Source organism: Bartonella clarridgeiae ATCC 51734, from assembly GCF_000518185.1.
GTDB classification, from domain to species: domain Bacteria; phylum Pseudomonadota; class Alphaproteobacteria; order Rhizobiales; family Rhizobiaceae; genus Bartonella; species Bartonella clarridgeiae.
Genome location: NZ_KI912397.1, coordinates 134,438 through 154,658, shown reverse-complemented (window position 1 = coordinate 154,658; position 20,221 = coordinate 134,438). Strand labels below are relative to the sequence as shown.

Here is a 20,221-nt window from a genome sequence, read left to right as displayed (position 1 = left end):
TAGAATAATCCTCTTTACTCTTATGTTGCAAATAATAAGAAAGGATATTAACCTGGAAAAATTTGTACAAAAACGCTGTGATATTATTGCTAATTTAGTAGAAGAAAAATGCTTGTCAGTTACTCATGGTCTTAAAATTATTCTCGGCAGTTTAGAAAATATAAAAGCAGAGGATATTATTTCTATTGATCTCCAGGGAAGGTCTTCGTTGGCTGATTATATGGTTATTGCTTCTGGTTGTTCGCAGCGTCATGTTTCGGCTATCACTGATTATCTTTTACATGTTTGGAAAGACAGTGGATACGGTAAGGCAAGGGTAGAAGGAATGGCTGGGGGAGATTGGGTGCTGATTGATACAGGCGATATCATTATTCACCTTTTTCGTCCGGAAATTCGTAATTTTTATAATTTAGAAAAAATGTGGCTTGATTCAAGTTGGGATAATATTGAATCAATTTTTGTTGGAGACAACTGACATGCAAATTTCTATTTTTGCTGTTGGTCGTATGAAACAAGATGCTGAACAGATATTGGTTCAACGTTATTTGGATCGTTTTTCTAAAAGTGCTGGGGCTGTAGGTTTTCATTTTGGGAAGATGCAAGAAATATCAGAAAGTCGTGCTCAGACAGTCTGTCAGCGTGTAGAAGAAGAAGGGAAAAAACTTTTTGAATCCTTGCCTGAAAAATGCCGATTAATTGTATTGGATGAGCGTGGAAAGTTGATATCATCATCTATTTTTGCTGAAAAATTAGCATTTTATCGTGATGAGGGTGTTCGTGATTTAATACTTGCTTTAGGAGGACCTGATGGACATAGTGAACATGTTAGAAATCGAGCTGATTTTCTTTTATCTTTTGGTTTTATGACATGGCCGCATCAAATTGCGCGTATATTACTTACAGAACAACTTTATAGGGCCGTAACAATTATCAGTCATCATCCTTATCATCGTTTCTAAATTTTATATATTTTTTATTTATTTATGTACTTATTAACATTGTTTTAGGTGACAGCATTTAAAGCATCTTTATTTTAGTAATTGAGCTTGATGGTTAGGCAAATGAAGAGGTTTCTTCATGAAAAGATAAAAATACAGTATTTATGCAAGAAATGCCTGATATCTCTGATACTGATATTAAGCATGGGTGTTGGGATATCTATATTGCATGCTGAAAATATAGACAGTCGCGAAGTAGTACGAAAAACATTGGAGGACATTCGCAATAATATTTCTGTATCACGTGACCATATTGTTTCATTGCTAAAAAAAGTTGATCGCTTAAAAAAAGATCAACGTACTTTGACTGATGAACTCATAAAAGTCGCTAAAATAGAACGTAATGTAGCAAATGATATTATTAAAAGAGAGGAAAAGCTTAAGCAACTTTTAGAGCAGCAGATGCATGTGTATCACAATTTAAAAAATCGTCGGTCTGAATTTGCAGAAGTATTAGCCATTTTAGCGCGGACAGGATTAAAACCGCTTCCTGCTCTTATAACAAGACCTAAAGATGTTCTTGCTTCTATACGCAGTTCTATTTTATTGGGAGCAGTCATTCCTGATATGCAAGAAAAAATACAGGATTTAACAAAAAGTCTCAAAAGATTAACCGATTTAAGCCATGTAATTACTATGGAATGCGCGGATTTAAAAGCTAAAATGCAGAGTCAAGCTGAACAGCTTAAATATTTAGAGTTTTTATTAGGTGAAAAAGTGAAATTACAGAAAAGATCAGAAAAAGAGCTTATAATGCTGCGACAGAAAAATATCATTCTTATTAAAAAAGCTCAGTCTTTAGAAGAATTAATTTTAGAGCTTGATCATCAATCACAGTCTGATTTTTCTTCATCAGAAGAGATGCAAAAGAGTTTACAATTATTAGAGCAGATGGATTTTAAAAATAAAAAAGGTCGCTTGCTTTTACCTGTTTCAGGAAAAAAAATTCAACAGTTTAATAATAGTTCCCATATTGCACGCTTTGGTGAAATTATTGCAACAGAACCAGCAGCTGTAGTTGTTGCTCCTGCTGACGCTCTTGTTGCTTTTGCTGGATCATTCCGTTCTTATGGGCAATTAATCATTCTTAATGTTGGACACGGTTATTATATTATTCTTATCGGAATGGCTAAAATCAATGTAACTCAGGGGCAATTTGTTCTTTCAGGTGAACCTATTGGTATGATGGGGACGCAATTTTTTGCGAATACTATTGCATTGGATATAGGCAAAAGAACTCCAGTGCTTTACATTGAGTTTAGAAAGCATGGGAAACCTGTGAATCCAAACCCTTGGTGGCAGACTGAACAATTGAAAAGGAACAAAAATGATTCGTAAAGTTATTTTTTCGGTCGCTGTGATGTTGCTCAGCGCTAGTTCAATGATTATGGTGCAGTCTGTTTCTGCGAATAATGATAGCAATACTTATAAACAGTTGGCTATATTTGGTGATGTCTTTGAACGAGTGCGTGCGCACTATGTGACAGTTCCAAATGATAAAAAGCTTGTTGAAAATGCTATTAATGGTATGCTTTCTTCACTTGATCCACATTCCTCTTATATGGATGCTGAAGCAGCCAAAGACATGCGAGCTTCTACTAAGGGAGAGTTTGGTGGTCTTGGTATTGAGGTGACTATGGAAAAGAACCTCCTTAAAGTTGTTTCCCCAATGGAGGATACACCAGCTTCAAAAGCTGGTATTTTAGCAGGAGATGTTATTTCAAAGATTGATGGTAAACAGATAAATGGTCAATCCTTGAATGAGTCTGTTAATCAAATGAGAGGTGCTGTTGGTACACCGGTTACGCTGACAATTATTCGTTCTGGTGTTGATAAACCGTTTGAGATCAAAGTTATTCGTGATGTTATCAAGGTGAAGGCGGTTAAATATCGTGTTGAAAATGATATTGGTTATTTAAGACTCATTCAATTTTCTGAGCAGACTTTTGGTGATCTTCAAGCTGCAGTTAAAGATATTCAATCCAAAATTTCTAAAGATCATTTGAAAGGGTATGTACTTGATTTACGTCTTAATCCTGGAGGCCTGTTAGAACAGGCTGTTAGTATTTCAGGTGCTTTTCTTAATAAAGGTGAGATTGTATCAATTCGTGGTCGCAGAAAGAAAGATGTGACGAGATTTGATGCTAGACCAGGAGATTTAATTAATGGGAAACCTCTCATTGTGCTTATTAATGGTGGTTCAGCAAGTGCTTCTGAAATTGTCGCAGGCGCTTTACAAGATCATCGCCGTGCTACAATTTTAGGAACACAATCTTTTGGTAAGGGATCTGTTCAAACAATTATTCCTCTAGGTGAAAATGGAGCTTTACGTTTAACGACAGCGCTTTATTACACCCCAACGGGTACATCGATTCAAGGAACTGGGATCACACCTGATATTATTGTAGAGCAGCCATTACCTGAAGAATATAAGGGTTATGATGTAACGCTTGGTGAATCTGAGTTAAAAGGACATATCAAAGGAAAACAAGAAAGTGATAAAGGCTCTGGTTCAGCTGCTTTTGTTCCTAAAGATCCTAAGGATGATATGCAATTAAATGAAGCTTATAAGCTTTTACGGGGTGAGATAACGCATAAAGCATTTCCACCAGATCCTCATCAAGATACTTTAAAGTAAGAAGAAATGTGTACAGAATATATTTTTTATGAGTTGCACTTTATATAGGGGATAATGGGATGGATACAATAGTTGACTTTAAAGCTCTCCCTTATCGGAAATGTGTTGGAATTCTTGTGTTTAATTATGAAGGTAAGGTTTGGGTTGGACGCCGTTTGATGACAGTTTCTCATGCAAATGTTGATATGTCCAAACTCTGGCAGTTACCACAGGGGGGGATTAATCAGGGAGAAAAGCCAATAGATGCAGCACGGCGTGAACTTTATGAAGAAACAGGTATCCAATCAGTTAAGTTGATTAAGGAAGCTCAGGATTGGTTTGAGTATGATTTTCCACAGGAACTTATGGGACATGTTTTAAACAATAAATATCGTGGTCAAACACAAAAATGGTTTTCTTTTCAGTTTACAGGAGAGATTTCTGAGATTACAATTAATCCACCACCTGATGGAAATAAAGCAGAGTTTGATCAGTGGAAATGGGTTGATTTGGAGGAGCTTCCTTCAATTGTTGTTTCTTTTAAGAAACATGTTTATACACAAGTTGTGAAAGAGTTTCGGAATAGTTTTAAGTATTTATAAACCTATAGTTGTAAGAGCTGTTCTTTTCTTAAGATACTTTGTATTATGCCTTTTTATCAGAAATAATAGAAATGATTCTATTGTATGTTTAAAAACTAGGATGTGAGATGAAAAAAATATTCAATTTGTTTATAATTTTTACACTCTTGAGTGTTTCTATTGCATTGGCGCAAAATACAAAGCCAACTACAAAAAAGCTTTCTGAAGCCTCATTACCAAATGGCGCTTCTTCTTTAACTGAGACTTATGGTTTGTGGAGCGTTAACTGTAATCTACAGGAAGGGAAAAAAGTTTGCTTTATGTATCGCCAGGAAGTTAATGATCAAAATCGTGTCATATTAGCTATGAATATTTCCTCTAATTCTGATGGTTCTTTGTCGGGAAATTTGACAGTTCCTTTCGGTATTTTAGTTTCTAAGCCTATTCGTTTACAAGTGGATAGTGGGAAAAATGTTATTGAAACTAATATTCGGACTTGCATACCAGCAGGCTGTATTGTTCCAGTAAGTTTTGACAAAAGTTATGTAGCAGCTTTACGTGTTGGAAAGAAATTGAATTTAGCGATGACAGTTTCTACTCCAGGAGAGCCAGCTCTGAATGACTTATTTGTGCAGTTAACTGGTTTTAGCGATGCACTTAACCGTTTTATTGCTTTGCAGATGTAATTTATAATAAAGAGAAAATCGGCCTTTTAAGGCCGGTATCTATTTAGAATAGTTTGTGAGCGAAAGCAAAAGTTAATCAGCTAACTGATTATGTCAAGGGTAAGAAGATTCGTAAATTCTTTTTCTATTTTGATGTGTTATTGTTTTATTTTAATATTTTATTATATTGCATCATGACAATATATGCTAAAAACGTCAATTTTTATCTTGTTTTCTTAGCAATGAAAAAGAAGAATAATTGGTGAGACTATTTTTTGAAGAGTTTATTTTAGTTAAATTTCTTTATATGGGTTTTCATTCTATTGATTGGTAAAGGAAATCAGGAATGATCTACGCTTTGCTTAGTGTGCTGGATCTGACATTTAGTATTTACATTACTATTTTAATAGCTCACGCTGTTTTTTCTTGGCTTTATACGTTTAATATTATCAATACACGAAATGCTTTTGTTGCTATGATAGGGGATTTTCTATATCGTACAACAGAACCAATTCTGCGCTGTATTCGGCGTTTTTTACCCAATCTTGGGACTATTGATATTTCACCTATTATAGTCTTTATGATTATTTATTTTATTCGTATCTTTATGTGGCGTGCTTATGCAGGAATGTTTTTATAAAAGTATACCTTCTCAGGCGAATAAATATGTTTTATCGAGTTGATACTCATCGTTTGGTTTTATTTGTTCGTTTGATTCCCAAAGCCTCAGTTGATAGTATAATAAAGGTTGAAGATAGAGATGATGGGAAACAGCATTTGATTATACGTCTGCGCGCTATTCCTGAAAATGGCAAGGCAAACAGAGCATTGATTAAATTTTTGGCGAAACAGTGGAAAATCCCATCATCTTGCATCTCTCTTGGAAGTGGTGCGACATCACACTATAAACAGCTTTACTTTTCAAAATATTTAAAAGAAATAGAGCAGATATTACAATCTTTTAGAAATTATGATTTTCTAGAAAAATCAAAAAGATAACAACCTGTTTAAGATACATGCTGTGTGGTTTATTCAAAATGAACAATTATTTTTATTGCGCTCAATAGCTTTTTTGATAAATTCACGTGCATAATCTTTATCATACCAACCTTCAATTTTGACCCATTTTCCAGGTTCAAGATCTTTGTAATGTCCAAAAAAATGCTCAATTTGTTTTAATATGATTTCAGGAAGATCTGTATAATTATGAACATTAACGTAGCGTTTTGTTAATTTTGGAGCAGGAATGGCAATAATTTTTTCATCTTTACCGCCGTCATCTTCCATCATGAGAACACCGATTGGGCATACATTAATGACACAGCCTGGAATAAGTGGACGGGTGTTGCTGATGAGAACGTCAATGGGATCACCATCTTCTGAAAGTGTATGTGGGATGAAGCCATAATTTCCAGGATAAACCATTGGTGTATGGAGAAAACGATCAACAAATAATGATCCGGACTTTTTATCCATTTCATATTTTATTGGTTGGCTACCAATAGCAACTTCAATGATAACATTAACATCTTCTGGCGGATTTTTGCCAATAGGTATTTCATTAATATTCATGTAATTATCCTTTCTAGGATTAAATAAAATCAAACAGAATAGTACATTGAGATGAAGAGACCATCGTTAAGGAAGTGATGAACGTGTTTTTTCGAAACGTTTACGTTCATTTGGGTCTAGGTAAAGTTTACGTAGACGAATATTTTTAGGCGTTACTTCTACCAGCTCGTCATCTTGTATCCATGACAGTGCACGTTCTAAGGTCATTTTGATTGGAGGGCTCAATTTGACAGCTTCATCTTTACCAGAGGCGCGCATGTTAGTTAGCTTCTTTCCTTTTAAAACATTTACTTCTAAGTCATTATCACGTGAGTGTATGCCAATAATCATACCTTGGTAAACTTTAACGCCAGCATCGATCATCATAGGACCACGATCTTCAAGATTGAAAAGTGCATAAGCAACGGCTTCACCATTATCATTTGAAATCATTACACCATTGGTACGGCCACTAATTTCTCCCTTATAAGGCTGATAGGTATGGAAAAGACGATTCATAATTGCTGTACCACGTGTATCAGTTAAAAGTTCAGATTGGTAGCCAATAAGCCCGCGGGTTGGTGCGTAAAAAACAAGGCGTACACGATTCCCACCAGATGGACGCAGCTCAACCATTTCTCCTTTGCGTTCTGACATTTTTTGAACAATGGTTCCAGAATATTCTTCATCAACATCAATCACAACTTCTTCAATTGGTTCTAAAGTTGTTCCATTTTCATCTTTTTGCATTACTACGCGTGGTCGTGAAACACTTAGTTCAAATCCTTCACGACGCATATTTTCAATAAGAACTGCAAGCTGTAATTCTCCTCGTCCTGAAACGTAAAAGGAGTCTTTATCGGCTGATTCCTCAATTTTAAGAGCTACATTTCCTTCTGCTTCTTTTAACAAACGATCACGGATAACGCGACTTGTTACCTTATCTCCTTCTGTACCAGCAAGGGGACTATCATTTACAAGAAAACTCATAGTAACAGTAGGGGGATCAATTGGTTGAGCTATAAGAGATTCATTGACGGAGGGATCACAGAAGGTATCAGCAACAGTTCCTTTTTGGAGTCCTGCAATTGCTATAATATCCCCAGCAGTACTCTCTTCAATAGGCTGTCGTTCTAGTCCACGGAATGCTAAAATTTTTGAAATACGCCCAGTTTCTAAAAGTTTTCCATTTTGTCCGAGAACTTTAACATTTTGATTGGGTTTAATTGAGCCTGAATAGATACGTCCTGTAATGATTCGTCCCAGAAAAGGATCTGCTTCAAGGATAGTACCGATCATGCGGAATGGTCCTTCAGCAATGGTTGGTGTAGGGACATGACGGATTACAAGATCAAACAAGGCATTTAATCCTTGATCTTTTGGTCCTTCAGGAGATTCAGCCATCCATCCATCACGACCTGACCCGTAAAGAATGGGGAAATCAAGTTGTTCATCCGTTGCATCAAGAGCAGCGAAAAGGTCAAAAACTTCATTGACAACTTCATCAGCACGGGCGTCAGGTCGATCAATTTTATTGATTGCAACAATAGGACGTAATCCTACTTTTAATGCTTTTCCAACAACAAATTTGGTTTGTGGCATGGGGCCTTCAGCAGCATCAACAAGGACAATAGCTCCATCTACCATATTGAGAATACGTTCTACTTCACCACCAAAGTCCGCATGACCAGGGGTATCGACAATATTAATTCTAGTATCTTTCCAAACAACGGATGTTACTTTTGCTAGAATTGTAATACCGCGTTCTTTTTCGATATCATTTGAATCCATCATACGCTCGCTTGTGCGCTGGTTATCACGAAAATTTCCTGATTGTTTGAGGAGTTCGTCTACAAGTGTTGTTTTACCGTGGTCAACGTGGGCGATGATAGCAATATTACGCAATTGCATAAATTTTCTTCTTTTCGTTTAATGAAATTGTATTTGAGTAAAGTTTTGTATTTTTCCTTTACAGTTTCAGATCTCTTACAGCTTTTTTTAGACTTTGGGAAGAGGAAGGACATTCTTTATAAAAATGGTAGAAGAGATTTTAGTATTTTCTATCTTAGAGCAAGATTCCAGATAAAACAAAGGAGGCGACAGAAAAGTAGATTATAATACCCATGACATCTACTAAGGTTGCAACAAAGGGAGCTGAAGCACTTGCTGGGTCAAATTGTAAACGTTTAAGAATAAAGGGTAACATAGATCCGGCTAAGGAACCAAATGTAACAATTCCAACTAAAGCTGCTCCTACAGTTATAGCAATAAAGAACCAATATTCACCATAATTATAAATTCCGAGTTGTTGCCAGACAGCAATCCGCGTAATACCTATGATTCCGAGTAAAATACCAAGAGATATACCTGTTGGGATTTCACGAATGATGACTTTCCACCAGTCTTTGAGTGTGAGTTCTCGTAAGGCTAGTGCACGAATAATAAGAGATGTTGCTTGTGATCCAGAGTTTCCTCCTGAACTCATAATGAGAGGAATGAATAATGTAAGGGCGATTACTTTTTCAAGTTCTGTTTCGAAATATTGCATGGCACTTGCTGTTAGCATTTCACCCATAAAGAGTAAAGCCAACCAACCACCGCGTTTTTTCATCATTCCAAAAAAATTTATCTGCATATATGGTTTATCTAAAGCTTCCAATCCCCCAAACTTATAGGCATCTTCATTCATTTCGTCGACCATAGAATCAAGTACATCGTCAACTGTTACAATACCAATAACGTGATTACTGTCATCAATAACTGGTACAGAGAGAAGATCATGACGTTGAAAAAGGCGAGCAATATCTTCGTGATGTGTGAAGGGTGATATTGTGATAGGCGTGTCGTGTGTGGAGACGTTTAAAATTTTATCATCGGGTGAGGCAAGAATAAGATTACGGAGGGAAACAGCTTTGAGAAGAGTGCTTGTTTTGGGATCAATGACATAACTTGTATACACTGTCTCACGTGTTCTTTCAACATCACGAATGTGATCTAAAGTTTTTTTTACAGTCCAATTTGCTGGTACTGCTATAAACTCTGTTGTCATTAATGCACCAGCTGTATGATCAGGGTAACTGGTAAGTTTTTTTAGTTCAGTTCGGGTTAAAGGTTTTAGCAAGGCATAAAGCCGTGTACGCGTTGCTTTATCGATTTCTTGGAAGACATCTGCAGCTGCATCTGCAGACATACCATCAAGAATTTCAACAGCAAGATTCACTGGTAAAAGTTCGAGAATAGCTGCTGGCTTTTCAAGCTCTGGTTTGTCAAAAAGTTCAATAGCATAATCAAGAGGTAAAAGACTGAGAATAGTCACCCGTTCCATAATATTAAGGTCATTGATGATATCAATCGAGTCAGCAAAATGAAGATTTTTTAATTCTTCAGCAAGAGCTTCAGAAGGTAAATGTTTGAGATTATTGGCGGTTGTTTTGATTTCAGTCATAGTGAAGCACCTTCTAAAAGATTAGAAATATATAGATAGAATGAATCAAAATTATAGACAACTTAGAATATCAGTGTCTTCAATTGTTAATATTCAAAGTAAAGTCAAGGATAGATTGTAATCTGTAAACAATTTCGTTTAGTTAGAAAAAGAGGTCTTTTTTGTGTATATTAATCATAAAATAATATTTTTTATTTTTATGTAAAAATTTCAATTTAAAAGGCTGTTTTGGGGTATGAAGTGATTGTTAATGGATCATTAATATAGGTGATTATTCTATTTTAAATTTATTAATAGAGGCAATATAATATTATGACACAAACAGCAATGTTAGACTGGATGAGATTTTCAGGGCTTCCTGATTTTGCTTTAATAAATGACGATGATTTTAAACCTGCTTTTGAACAGGCACTTAAAGAAGCTGAAGAGGAAATAGAAGCTATTGCTGCTGTGGAGGAACTACCAACACTTGAGAATTTTTTACAGCCTTTTGAGCTTGCTGGCACAAATCTTGACCGTGTATGCTCGATATTTTTTTTGCGTGCGAATGCACACAGTAATGAATTGATTCAAAAATTAGAACAAGAATTTGTTGTAAAACTTTCGCGTTATTCTTCAAAAATTATTATGAATAAACGAATATTTGCGAAAATTGATATGCTCTATCAACAATCACAACAAGGTTTCTATAATAACGAAACTAAACGTGTGCTTGAATTAGGATGGAAGAAATTTGTTCATAATGGTGCAAAACTTGATGAAAAAGGTAAAAAACGTCTTGTTGAAATTAACGAAAAACTTGCCCTTTTAGGTGCTACTTTTGGTCAGAATATCTTAAAAGATGAAGCTGAATGGATTTTGTTTTTAGAACAAACAGATTTATCTGGTTTGCCAGATGATCTTATTGATTCTATGAAGGAAATTGCTTGTGAAAGAGGTCGTGATGGACTATATGCATTAATATTAACTCGTTCGATTATTGAACCTTTTTTAAAATTCTCCCATTGTCATGATTTGCGCAAAATGGCGTTTCAAGCTTGGTCCCAACGGGGTGAAAATACTAATGATAATAGAGCAATTATTGTTGAGATGATTGCGCTTCGAGCTGAAAAGGCTAAATTGCTAGGGTATAAATCTTTTGCGGATTTGAAGCTTGACAATACTATGGCTAAAAGTATTGATGCAGTTATGAATTTGCTTATCCCTGTATGGGAGTGTGCAAAAGTTAAAGCTGCTACTGAACAAACTGAATTACAAAATTTTGCAAAAAATCAAGGAAATAATGAGCCCTTAAAAGCTTGGGATTGGCGTTATTATGCTGAAAAACTGCGCACTGAGAAATTTTTGTTTGATGAAACAGAAGTTAAATATTATTTGCAGCTTGATCGCATGATTGAAGCAGCTTTTTTTGTCGCAAAAAAACTTTTTGGAATTTCATTTGAAGAAAAAACTGCTGTTGCGCTTTGGCATCCTGATGCACGCTTATGGGAGGTTAAAAAATCTGATGGAAGTTTACTTGGCCATTTCATTGGTGATTATTTTGCACGTTCTTCAAAACGATCTGGAGCTTGGATGAGTGAACTACAATCACAGCATAAATTGGATGGAGGACAAAAGCCTATTGTTTACAATGTATGCAATTTTGCTAAGCCCCCTAAAGGGAAGCCTGCTCTTTTATCACTTGATGATGCACGCACACTTTTCCATGAATTTGGGCATGCGTTGCATGGTTTGCTTTCTGATGTAACATGGCCATCTGTAGCAGGAACATCAGTTGTGCGTGATTTTGTTGAGCTTCCCTCTCAACTTTATGAGCATTGGCTAATTGTACCAGAAGTATTGCAATTTTATGCTACGCATGTGGAAACAGGTGCCCCTTTACCGCAAGCTTTGTTGGATAAAATTTTGTCAGCACATACATTTAATGCTGGTTTTAATGCTGTTGAATTTCTTTCATCTGCTTTAATAGATATGGCTTTCCATCAAGAAGAAAAAGTCGTGGATCCAATGTTTTTTGAGCGTAAGGAATTAGAAAAGCTAGGAATGCCTGACACAATTATTATGCGTCATCGTCCTCCGCATTTCGCACATATATTTTCAGGCGATGGTTATGCGGCTGGTTATTATTCTTATATGTGGTCAGAAGTACTTGATGCTGACGCTTTTCAGGCTTTTGAGGAAACGGGTGATGTTTTCAATCCAGAACTTGCTGATCGATTAAAGCGTTTTATCTATTCTGCTGGAGGGAGTTGTGATCCCAAGGAACTCTATGAATCTTTTCGAAAGCGATTACCTTCACCAGAATCAATGATAAAGAAACGTGGATTGTAAAGATAAATAATAGGGTATGGAGTATACTGATTTTGTCTGAAGATAAATTAAGATACAGATGAAATACTATGATTTTTGAGAACTAGAACTAAAATTTTTATGTTATCTATCTCAGCTTTGGCTGAGGTCAAAGCTTGTATTTTTTACAGCATCACTAAATGATAAGTCTATAGCCTTAAATAATTTTACTAAGATTTTCTTAGAGATATAGTTTGTATTTGAATAATACAATGAAGTTCTTATTCTTAAAACGCATAGTTGGCAGTCATAACATTTTTTGTAATTGCATGATGCATCTCATATAGTGAAAAGTTTCATTTTAATTTATTTCAGGATTTTTTTGATAAATAGGAAAAATAATCCTGAAATTAACGGTTCTTTCCAGTTTGAGGATGCTAGATAATCAAAAATAAAAAATTCAATAAGTCAAATTAAAATGAGATAAGCATTTTACTTTAAGGGTATTTTTTTCTGATATGAGAAAGAGTTTCGTAACTTGGATATCCATTTGTTTCTAAACCATGACGTAGCTGAAAAGCCTTAATCGCTTTCTTGGAGGCTGTACCAATTTTACCATCAATTTCTCCTTCATAATCTCCAAGTTTTGCTAAACGAGATTGCAGTTCTATACGTTCTTGGAAAGTGATAGGTTTAAATGGTCGATTCCAATCTTGGAATAATTTAGGATGTCCAGCAATACGGTCTGCAAGAAGGCCAACAGCGAAAGCATAACGATCTGCATTATTATAACGTTTAATAACAAAGAAATTTTTTGTCACCAGAAATGCAGGCCCTTTTGGACCATCAGGAAATTTCAATATTGCTTGTTCAGATAAAGAAGGAAAAGGTTTTCCATATACGTGTTGAACACCTAGTTCTTTCCATTCTTCAAAGGATAGCCAATTTTCAGGTAGTTTTTTGTTATTTGGTAATTTAACTTCAATTCCCCACGTGAGATTAGATTGCCAACCATTCATATGGAGAAGGTTAGCAGCAGTAGCAAGTGAATCTGGAATCGAATTCCAAATATCAGAGCGCCCACTTCCATCCATATCAATAGCATAGATGAGATAACTGCTTGGAATAAATTGCGTGTGTCCTAGTGCTCCAGCCCAAGATCCTACAAGTTGAGAGCGATGAATTTCACCACTTTGTAAAATTTTCATTGCAGCAATAAGTTGCGCGTGGGCATATTTTTTACGTTTTGGGTCCGCATAAGCTAAAGTCGCAAGTGAACGGATGGTATCACGCATCACATCTTTATTTGTTAAAACTTTTCCATAGTTACTTTCCATAGACCAAATAGCAAGGAGGAAATTTCGGTTAACACCAAAACGTTTTTCAATTTTTGGTAACCATTGCTCCCATTTTTTAGCTTGTTGCTTTCCTTCTACAATTGCATCATCATGAACACGATTGTCAAAATATTCCCAAGGCATATCAACAAATTCTGGTTGATATGCTGCTCTTTTTAAGACTTCTTCGTCAATTGTGTTAATTGTTTTAAAGGCTATATCAAATGTGGATGATGAAATATTATTGGCTAAAGCTATTTTTTTAAATTCATTGATCCAATGTTGAAAACCATTGTCGGCGTATGTAAGTGAGGAAAAAACTATTGGAAGAGAGACAAAGATAGACAATAAACCAATGAGCAGGGATCTTCGATTTTTGGTTTTTTCTGAAAAAAATAATGTACTAAATTCTGTGATTTTCATTTTCTAATTTTTATCTGTGTAAAAGTGTTTGGATGTGTAAGCATTTTATTTTGTATTTAGTAACTTAATATATCAAATTTGTCTTAAAATAAAACAATTTTATTAAAATTATGTTATTTTTATGTTTAAAATATAAAAATAGAGAGAATAAAAAATCTTTATTTATTTGTAGTAAAATATAATGATAAATTATATCAGAAAAGTTACAGTAAATTAGGAAGATGAGCGTGCATAAAATCCGTAAGGCAGTATTTCCTGTAGCAGGTCTTGGTACTCGTTTTCTTCCGGCAACAAAAACAGTTCCTAAAGAAATGCTAACTGTTGTTGATAAACCTGTTATTCAATATGTTGTAGATGAGGCACGTGAAGCAGGTATTGAGCATTTCATTTTTGTTACTGGGCGCAATAAGGCAGTTATTGAAGATTACTTTGATGCTCAAGTTGAGTTATATACAACTCTTGCTGAATGTGGAAGAATAGAGGAACTCGAGCATTTAAAAGATTTGCAATTACAGCCAGGAACAACTTCTTTTACTCGGCAACAGCAACCTTTGGGATTAGGGCATGCTGTTTGGTGTGCGCGTGAGCTCGTTGGAAATGAGCCTTTTGCCTTATTATTGCCGGATATGCTCATGCAAACTGAAAAAAGTTGCCTTTCTGAGATGATCCATCTTTATGAAAAAACAGGAGGGGGTAATATTATTGCTGTTCAAGAGTGCAATCCTGAAGAAGTATATAAATATGGTATTGTGCGAAAAGGAAAACAGGTTGCAAATGGTTTTGAAATCACACAAATGTTAGAGAAACCAGCTATAGAAATAGCTCCATCTAATCTATATATTAACGGACGTTATATTTTGCAGCCAGAGATTTTTGATATTTTATCTGATCAAAAACGAGGAACAGGGAATGAAATTCAATTAACAGATGCTATGGTACGACTTTCAAATGAGCAGGATTTTTTTGGTTTTCAGTTAGATGGATACACTTTTGACTGTGGTTCTAAAATTGGTTTTATTGAAGCTAATGTTGCATTTGCTCTCTCACGTACTGATATGCATCAACAACTTTCTGTATCGTTGAAAAACTTACTTGCAAAAATTAACGTTGAAAAATGATATAGATTTTGAATGTGATTTCATTTATCAAATTTAGTTATGACGATACAGCCCACTCATACGTTAACTCTACAAAATGCTGTTATCTTAGCGCTTAAAACTATTTCTGTTGAAAAACGAGGGCTTGAAGTTCTTGAAAAGGCTTTTCATGAAAAGCTTGCTGATTCTTTTAGGGCAGCTGTTCAAACTATTAGCAATGCGAATGGTCATGTAGTGATTACTGGTCTTGGCAAAAGTGGTCATATAGGAACGAAGATTGCTGCGACTTTAGCTTCAACTGGAACACCTGCTTTTTTCATCCATGCTGCTGAAGCGAATCATGGTGATCTTGGTATGATTGGTTCTGATGATGTTATTCTTGCTTTATCATGGTCAGGAGAAACTACAGAGTTAAGTGGAATTATAAGCCATGCTGCACGTTTTCGTATACCATTGATTGCAATAACATCTGGTGAGCACTCTATATTAGGGCGGCAAGCTGATATTGTCTTATTATTGCCAAAAGTAGAGGAGGCTTGTCCTCATGGACTTGCTCCTACAACTTCAACAACTATGCAATTAGTGTTAGGGGATTCATTAGCTATTGCTCTTTTGGAAATGCGAGGTTTTACTGCAACCGATTTCAAAATTTATCATCCTGGAGGTTCTCTTGGTGCAAATCTTAAATATGTGCGTGATATTATGCATCAAGGTGATCGTGTTCCTTTGGTTGCACAGGGGATATCCATGACCGAAGCTATGGAGATTTTGGTTAAAAAACATTTTGGTTGTGTTGGTGTTATAAATCCAAGAGGTGAATTAATTGGAATTGTAACGGATGGTGATCTTGCACGTAATATTCACAAGGATTTATCACAATTCGATGTTGATGAGGTCATGACTAAAAATCCAAAAACCGTTAGTCCAGATACACTTGTTGGTGCTGCAACAGCATTTATTAATGATCATCATATTGGTGCGTTTTTCGTGATTGAAAATAAGAAACCTATTGGAATTGTTCATTTTCATGATCTTCTGCGTATTGGTGTGGCGTGAGTTGATTAATACTGACGAGATCCAATGTCATTTTATTATTTGACAGCAAAAAATAATAAAACAATAACACAGTATATTTAAAAGGAGGGAGTCTTGAGATATCTATTGGTAAGCAATTATTTTTTTAAAGTTCATGGTATAACGTAAGCTTAGAAATATTATAATGTGTTTTCAGCTAATAGTTTACTCGCAAGAAGAGAGAACTTCATTCCTGTGAGAGTCAAAAATTTTTAACTTTTTAGGTTTTGCGTTTGAGGAGGAATTGTGAACCAGTATCTGATGTACAGAGAAGTCGCATTGTATCGTGAGATATTATGCAACTAGCTCTAGAGATGGTTCCACGAAGAAGCGAATGTATTTCAATTTCTACGTAGTGAGTGTTGATATAATGGTAGGTACCTTCTGAAAGTTTTTCTTTTGTATCTGCTGCTCTTGTTTCAAAAATACCATCATGAAAAGAAGAAATAATACCGTTTGTATCGATCCATTCTCCATCGATTCGGGTTGGTATATTGTTGACAAATATATATTTTCCTTGATTTCCCGAAAGATTGCAAGCAGCTAATGTCAAAGCGGTGATTGTTAGATACAAAATACAGCAGATGTGTTTCATTTTCTTTACTCTATTTGTTTTGATGTTCTTTATTACTTTTTTAAAGTAAAAGCAAAAAATTGAAAAAACTCTTAACATTGTGTTTAATAAGTAATTTGCTAAAATTAGCACGCCGGTTGCAAAAGGTAAAATATATTTTGTGGTTTTTAACGAATCTTATTATAAATATATTTAGTAGTCTCAGAGGAGATTATTAAAGTTATGGTTGGTCCTGTTCTTGTTGCGGGTGAAGATCACAGGAAGCGTGCAGAGCTTTCTACTATGCTTCGGGGGTTTGGTTACCGCGTTATTGAAGCAGAAAATAGCCTACGTACAATTGATCTTTTATATAGGCGTAAAAATATTATGCTTATTTTGCTTGATATTACTATGAGTGATCTGAGCGTAAGTGATCTAATTAAAATGATTAGAACAGTCGGAATTTCTGCTCCTATTATTGTTATCGCAAAACAAGATACTCAAGAGCTCATTCAAAACGCTTTAAACGCTGGAGCTATTGATTATTGGATTTATCCAGTTACACCGATGCGGTTGAGAGTTACTTTGAATAATCTTGCGCTCATCACTGCATTGGAAAGTGAAGTACAGTCTATTCGTAGACAAAAAGAAAATCATTTGCAATTCTCGGATATCTATAAAAAAAGCAGTGTAATGCAAGTGATTCTAGAACAATCAAAAAGTGCAGCGACTTCTTTTCAGAATCTTTTGATAGAAGGTGAGGTAGGGACTGGTCGTGAGAAATTAGCCCGCATTATCCACCATGAAGGTTTTTTTTCAAAGGGGGCTTTTGTCCGTTTCCAATGTTTACCGGTTTTTGATTCAGAGGAGGAGAACCGTTTTTGGTTTGAAGAGTTTTTACCATTAGTTTTTTCTCTTGAACATGGGACGCTTTGTTTGTGTGATATTGATCGACTTGAGCCTATACAGCAAAAACGTTTTGCGCATTACCTTAAAGAGAGAGCAGAAGCAACAAAAGGTACAAATCCACCTTTCCGCATTATTGCTCTTTCAACATCGCGTCTTGCAGATTTAGTTCAGGAAGGTTTTTTTATACATAGTTTTTTTGAACAAATTTCCCAATTATATATCAACATTCCCTCTTTGCGAGAGTTAAGGGATGATCTTCCAGAAATTTCTCAGTGTTTAATTGACCATATTATTACTGAAACGGGGCGATCGCATGTGCATGGTTTAGCAGGAGCTGTTATTTCTATGTTTATGCAGTATGATTGGCCTGGTAATTATAGAGAGCTGGAAAATTTGCTTTTCCGTGCGGTTTTGATGAGCGAAGGGCCATTGTTAACTGTGCAAGATTTTCCGCAATTAATAAAAAATCCACTCATGATTGTTTCAAAGATGATTGATCATGATATTCAAGAACGCTATGAGAAAAAATTTATACAGTTTTTTAACGCCGATGGGCATGTACGCACTTTTTCTGAGATGGAGCGTGATATTATTGAAAAGGCAGTTGCACACTATAAAGGGCGTATGAGTGAAATTGCTAGGCGTCTTCAGATTGGGCGCTCTACGCTTTATCGTAAAATAGAAGAATTGAAGACAATCAATAATCAAAAACAGTAATAAAATCTGTAACAAACACCTCTCTTAAGAACAATAACGGTTTAAAAGGGTGGTGTGATTGTTTTGTAATCAAAAAAAGAGAAGCCCTTTTGACTGTAAAAATTAGAACATCATTTATTATAATAACTTGCTCGTTTAAAATATTTTTGAACGATGATAGTAAGGTCTCTTTGAATTTTTGAATGTGAACATCGAAATTTTAAAACGATGATGTTCTTTATCTATTTTAGAAAATGATCACATTCTTTCTGTTACAGATTAAGAGATAGAATCATTGATTCTAATGTTTTTTTACGTATTTATTGAGTGTATTATGATCGTTTTTAGAAAGAAAGTTCATCTCTTTGATATTATTAAACATTATTGTTGGTTTCACTACACTTTTTATTATTGCTTCTATGTTGGCAATTTATACTTATGGTTGTTTCGTTAGAAGTGCCAGGGGAGAGTGTTCTTATGCATTGAGTGTTGAGAAAAGTGAGACCCAAATTGATCGTATAGTTAGCCGATTAGCAAAAGAGACAAATGGAATAGGGATTGATAAAGATGCTCTTTCACTTATTGTTAGCAATCTAGATGCATTTTGTGTTCGTGCGATAGGCGCAGCGCAAGCGGGACGCAGTCTTGATCTCATGTATTACATTTGGGATGATGATTTAACAGGCCGCTTGTTACTCAGCGAAGTAGTAGAGGCGGCTGATCGTGGTGTAAGGGTGCGTCTTCTTTTAGATGATATTAATGCTCAGGGGCGTGATCCAGCTTATGTTGCACTTGATAAACATCCTCATATTGAGGTGAGAGTATTTAATCCGGGGCGTGCGCGTAAGGGCGGTTTACGTCGTGGTTTAGAGATTATATTGCGGGCAATTATGGTAACACGCAGAATGCATAATAAAGCTTTTATTGTTGATGGGCGGGTGGCTTTTGTAGGAGGACGAAATCTTGCAGATTCTTATTTAGGTGCAAGTAAACAATCAAGTTTCCGAGATTTAGATCTCATGTTAATTGGTCCATCGGTTAAAAAGGTAGAAACTGTCTTTGATGATTTTTGGAATAGCACTGTAGTTTTACCGATTCATACTTTGGTTGTTCCTAACAGAGCAAGAGACCTCGATATTTGGAAAGCTAAATTAAGTAGATTTCGTAATTCCAAAATTGCCAAAGTTTATTTAACTTATGTCAATAACCATATTAATTTTGAATATTTTATTCAAACAGGCAAACGATTATTTGTCGCAGATAAAGTTGATGTTCTTTCAGATCCTCCAGAAAAGGCATTACGTAAGCACACAGCAAATTGGCTGATGGAAGCGCTTTCACAGGTTATTAATGGTGCAAAAAAAACAATCCAGATTACATCGCCTTATTTTGTTCCGGGCAAAGCAGGAACACAGAGTTTTCGCAATTTGGTATCAAAAGGTATTGATGTAAAAATTCTTACTAATTCTTTAGCGGCTACTGATGTGGCTATTGTACATGGCGGTTACGCCTCTTATCGTAAGGTGTTATTGAAAAGTGGTGTTCAACTCTATGAACTGAAACCGGATGGAGGAGCTCATCGATTGCGGTTGTTTAGATCTAATAAGGCGAGTTTGCATACAAAAGCTTTTTTAATTGATTGTAAAACTGCTTTTATTGGATCTTTAAATTTTGATCCTCGTTCGGTTTCGTTGAACACAGAAATGGGTATTCTTTTTGAATGTGCACCAATTGCAGCGAAGTTAGATTTACTTTTTTCTGAAGAAACGACTGGTGAGATGAGTTATTGTTTACGTCTTGGTGATAATAATCGCATTTACTGGGATTTTATTGAAAATGAAAAAAAACACAGCGTTGATTATGAACCAGAAAGTAATTTGAAACGTCGTGCATTCGCAAAAATAATGAGTTGGTTGCCCATTGAATCGCAATTATAGACTGTACTAATTCTACTTTAGAAAAATATTTTTTCTTTTCATTTTATCG

18 protein-coding genes are annotated in these 20,221 nt (G+C 35.4%); 13 read left to right on the top strand and 5 right to left on the bottom strand.

What is annotated here, in order from left to right; translation table 11 throughout:
* Window positions 1-22: 22 nt before the first annotated feature.
* From rsfS to T420_RS0106115, 8 genes are all read left to right on the top strand, one after another.
* The gene (gene rsfS, locus T420_RS0106150) at window positions 23-475 is read left to right on the top strand and encodes a ribosome silencing factor (protein ID WP_173361649.1); all 453 of its coding nucleotides are present in this window, start codon (window positions 23-25) and stop codon (window positions 473-475) included.
* Between the two features lies 1 nt (window position 476).
* On the top strand, window positions 477-959 hold the full coding sequence (rlmH, locus tag T420_RS0106145; protein ID WP_013545417.1) for a 23S rRNA (pseudouridine(1915)-N(3))-methyltransferase RlmH: 483 nt from the start codon (window positions 477-479) through the stop codon (window positions 957-959).
* Between the two features lie 90 nt (window positions 960-1,049).
* Window positions 1,050-2,336 carry a murein hydrolase activator EnvC family protein gene (locus T420_RS0106140; protein WP_026501229.1) on the top strand — a complete coding sequence of 429 codons (1,287 nt, stop codon included), beginning with the start codon at window positions 1,050-1,052 and terminating at the stop codon, window positions 2,334-2,336.
* Complete coding sequence (locus tag T420_RS0106135) at window positions 2,326-3,636, top strand: S41 family peptidase (RefSeq protein WP_013545415.1); 1,311 nt, start codon at window positions 2,326-2,328, stop codon at window positions 3,634-3,636. Before T420_RS0106140 ends, T420_RS0106135 begins: the two co-directional genes overlap by 11 nt.
* Before the next feature lie 59 nt (window positions 3,637-3,695).
* Window positions 3,696-4,217 (top strand): RNA pyrophosphohydrolase, encoded by a 522-nt coding sequence (locus T420_RS0106130; RefSeq protein ID WP_013545414.1) that lies wholly within the window; start codon window positions 3,696-3,698, stop codon window positions 4,215-4,217.
* Window positions 4,218-4,324: 107 nt separating this feature from the next.
* Window positions 4,325-4,882, top strand: coding sequence for an invasion associated locus B family protein (locus tag T420_RS0106125; RefSeq protein ID WP_026501228.1), 558 nt, complete (start codon window positions 4,325-4,327; stop codon window positions 4,880-4,882).
* Window positions 4,883-5,207: 325 nt separating this feature from the next.
* Window positions 5,208-5,501 (top strand): YggT family protein, encoded by a 294-nt coding sequence (locus T420_RS0106120; protein ID WP_013545412.1) that lies wholly within the window; start codon window positions 5,208-5,210, stop codon window positions 5,499-5,501.
* A gap of 26 nt (window positions 5,502-5,527) precedes the next feature.
* Window positions 5,528-5,860 carry a DUF167 domain-containing protein gene (locus tag T420_RS0106115; RefSeq protein WP_013545411.1) on the top strand — a complete coding sequence of 111 codons (333 nt, stop codon included), beginning with the start codon at window positions 5,528-5,530 and terminating at the stop codon, window positions 5,858-5,860.
* Between the two features lie 33 nt (window positions 5,861-5,893).
* Here the strand turns inward: T420_RS0106115 and ppa are convergent, their stop codons facing one another.
* The 3 genes from ppa to mgtE all read right to left on the bottom strand — a co-directional run bounded on the left by ppa (window position 5,894) and on the right by mgtE (window position 9,857).
* Window positions 5,894-6,433: an inorganic diphosphatase gene (gene ppa / locus T420_RS0106110; RefSeq protein WP_013545410.1), complete on the bottom strand. Its 540-nt coding sequence runs from the start codon at window positions 6,431-6,433 to the stop codon at window positions 5,894-5,896.
* Window positions 6,434-6,499: 66 nt separating this feature from the next.
* Entirely contained in the window at window positions 6,500-8,323 is a 1,824-nt protein-coding gene (gene typA, locus T420_RS0106105) for a translational GTPase TypA (protein WP_013545409.1), read from the bottom strand.
* A 154-nt stretch (window positions 8,324-8,477) separates the two neighbouring features.
* The gene (gene mgtE, locus T420_RS0106100; protein WP_013545408.1) at window positions 8,478-9,857 is read right to left on the bottom strand and encodes a magnesium transporter; all 1,380 of its coding nucleotides are present in this window, start codon (window positions 9,855-9,857) and stop codon (window positions 8,478-8,480) included.
* Window positions 9,858-10,169: 312 nt separating this feature from the next.
* Here mgtE and T420_RS0106095 point away from each other — a divergent pair, with 312 nt between their 5' ends.
* The gene (locus T420_RS0106095; protein WP_013545407.1) at window positions 10,170-12,188 is read left to right on the top strand and encodes a M3 family metallopeptidase; all 2,019 of its coding nucleotides are present in this window, start codon (window positions 10,170-10,172) and stop codon (window positions 12,186-12,188) included.
* A gap of 455 nt (window positions 12,189-12,643) precedes the next feature.
* Here the strand turns inward: T420_RS0106095 and T420_RS0106090 are convergent, their stop codons facing one another.
* Window positions 12,644-13,906, bottom strand: a complete 1,263-nt coding sequence (locus T420_RS0106090) for a lytic murein transglycosylase (RefSeq protein WP_013545405.1) — start codon at window positions 13,904-13,906, stop codon at window positions 12,644-12,646.
* Window positions 13,907-14,133: 227 nt separating this feature from the next.
* Here T420_RS0106090 and galU point away from each other — a divergent pair, with 227 nt between their 5' ends.
* The gene (galU, locus tag T420_RS0106085) at window positions 14,134-15,024 is read left to right on the top strand and encodes a UTP--glucose-1-phosphate uridylyltransferase GalU (RefSeq protein ID WP_013545404.1); all 891 of its coding nucleotides are present in this window, start codon (window positions 14,134-14,136) and stop codon (window positions 15,022-15,024) included.
* A gap of 39 nt (window positions 15,025-15,063) precedes the next feature.
* Window positions 15,064-16,059 (top strand): KpsF/GutQ family sugar-phosphate isomerase, encoded by a 996-nt coding sequence (locus T420_RS0106080; RefSeq protein ID WP_013545403.1) that lies wholly within the window; start codon window positions 15,064-15,066, stop codon window positions 16,057-16,059.
* 238 nt (window positions 16,060-16,297) lie between these two features.
* Here T420_RS0106080 and omp10 read toward each other — a convergent pair whose 3' ends face one another.
* Window positions 16,298-16,672, bottom strand: a complete 375-nt coding sequence (gene omp10, locus T420_RS0106075; protein ID WP_013545402.1) for an outer membrane lipoprotein Omp10 — start codon at window positions 16,670-16,672, stop codon at window positions 16,298-16,300.
* A 201-nt stretch (window positions 16,673-16,873) separates the two neighbouring features.
* On the opposite strand from omp10, the gene T420_RS0106070 reads away from it, so the two are divergent.
* Window positions 16,874-18,256, top strand: a complete 1,383-nt coding sequence (locus T420_RS0106070; protein ID WP_013545401.1) for a sigma-54-dependent transcriptional regulator — start codon at window positions 16,874-16,876, stop codon at window positions 18,254-18,256.
* Window positions 18,257-18,600: 344 nt separating this feature from the next.
* Window positions 18,601-20,172 (top strand): phospholipase D family protein, encoded by a 1,572-nt coding sequence (locus T420_RS0106065; RefSeq protein ID WP_013545400.1) that lies wholly within the window; start codon window positions 18,601-18,603, stop codon window positions 20,170-20,172.
* Window positions 20,173-20,221 lie beyond the last annotated feature (49 nt).

Coding starts and splice junctions, on each gene's coding strand:
- rsfS (WP_173361649.1), top strand. CDS start 23: ATGTTGCAAATAATAAGAAAGGATATTAACCTGGAAAAATTTGTACAA.
- rlmH (WP_013545417.1), top strand. CDS start 477: ATGCAAATTTCTATTTTTGCTGTTGGTCGTATGAAACAAGATGCTGAA.
- T420_RS0106140 (WP_026501229.1), top strand. CDS start 1,050: ATGGTTAGGCAAATGAAGAGGTTTCTTCATGAAAAGATAAAAATACAG.
- T420_RS0106135 (WP_013545415.1), top strand. CDS start 2,326: ATGATTCGTAAAGTTATTTTTTCGGTCGCTGTGATGTTGCTCAGCGCT.
- T420_RS0106130 (WP_013545414.1), top strand. CDS start 3,696: ATGGATACAATAGTTGACTTTAAAGCTCTCCCTTATCGGAAATGTGTT.
- T420_RS0106125 (WP_026501228.1), top strand. CDS start 4,325: ATGAAAAAAATATTCAATTTGTTTATAATTTTTACACTCTTGAGTGTT.
- T420_RS0106120 (WP_013545412.1), top strand. CDS start 5,208: ATGATCTACGCTTTGCTTAGTGTGCTGGATCTGACATTTAGTATTTAC.
- T420_RS0106115 (WP_013545411.1), top strand. CDS start 5,528: ATGTTTTATCGAGTTGATACTCATCGTTTGGTTTTATTTGTTCGTTTG.
- ppa (WP_013545410.1), bottom strand. CDS start 6,433: ATGAATATTAATGAAATACCTATTGGCAAAAATCCGCCAGAAGATGTT.
- typA (WP_013545409.1), bottom strand. CDS start 8,323: ATGCAATTGCGTAATATTGCTATCATCGCCCACGTTGACCACGGTAAA.
- mgtE (WP_013545408.1), bottom strand. CDS start 9,857: ATGACTGAAATCAAAACAACCGCCAATAATCTCAAACATTTACCTTCT.
- T420_RS0106095 (WP_013545407.1), top strand. CDS start 10,170: ATGACACAAACAGCAATGTTAGACTGGATGAGATTTTCAGGGCTTCCT.
- T420_RS0106090 (WP_013545405.1), bottom strand. CDS start 13,906: ATGAAAATCACAGAATTTAGTACATTATTTTTTTCAGAAAAAACCAAA.
- T420_RS0106080 (WP_013545403.1), top strand. CDS start 15,064: ATGACGATACAGCCCACTCATACGTTAACTCTACAAAATGCTGTTATC.
- omp10 (WP_013545402.1), bottom strand. CDS start 16,672: ATGAAACACATCTGCTGTATTTTGTATCTAACAATCACCGCTTTGACA.
- T420_RS0106070 (WP_013545401.1), top strand. CDS start 16,874: ATGGTTGGTCCTGTTCTTGTTGCGGGTGAAGATCACAGGAAGCGTGCA.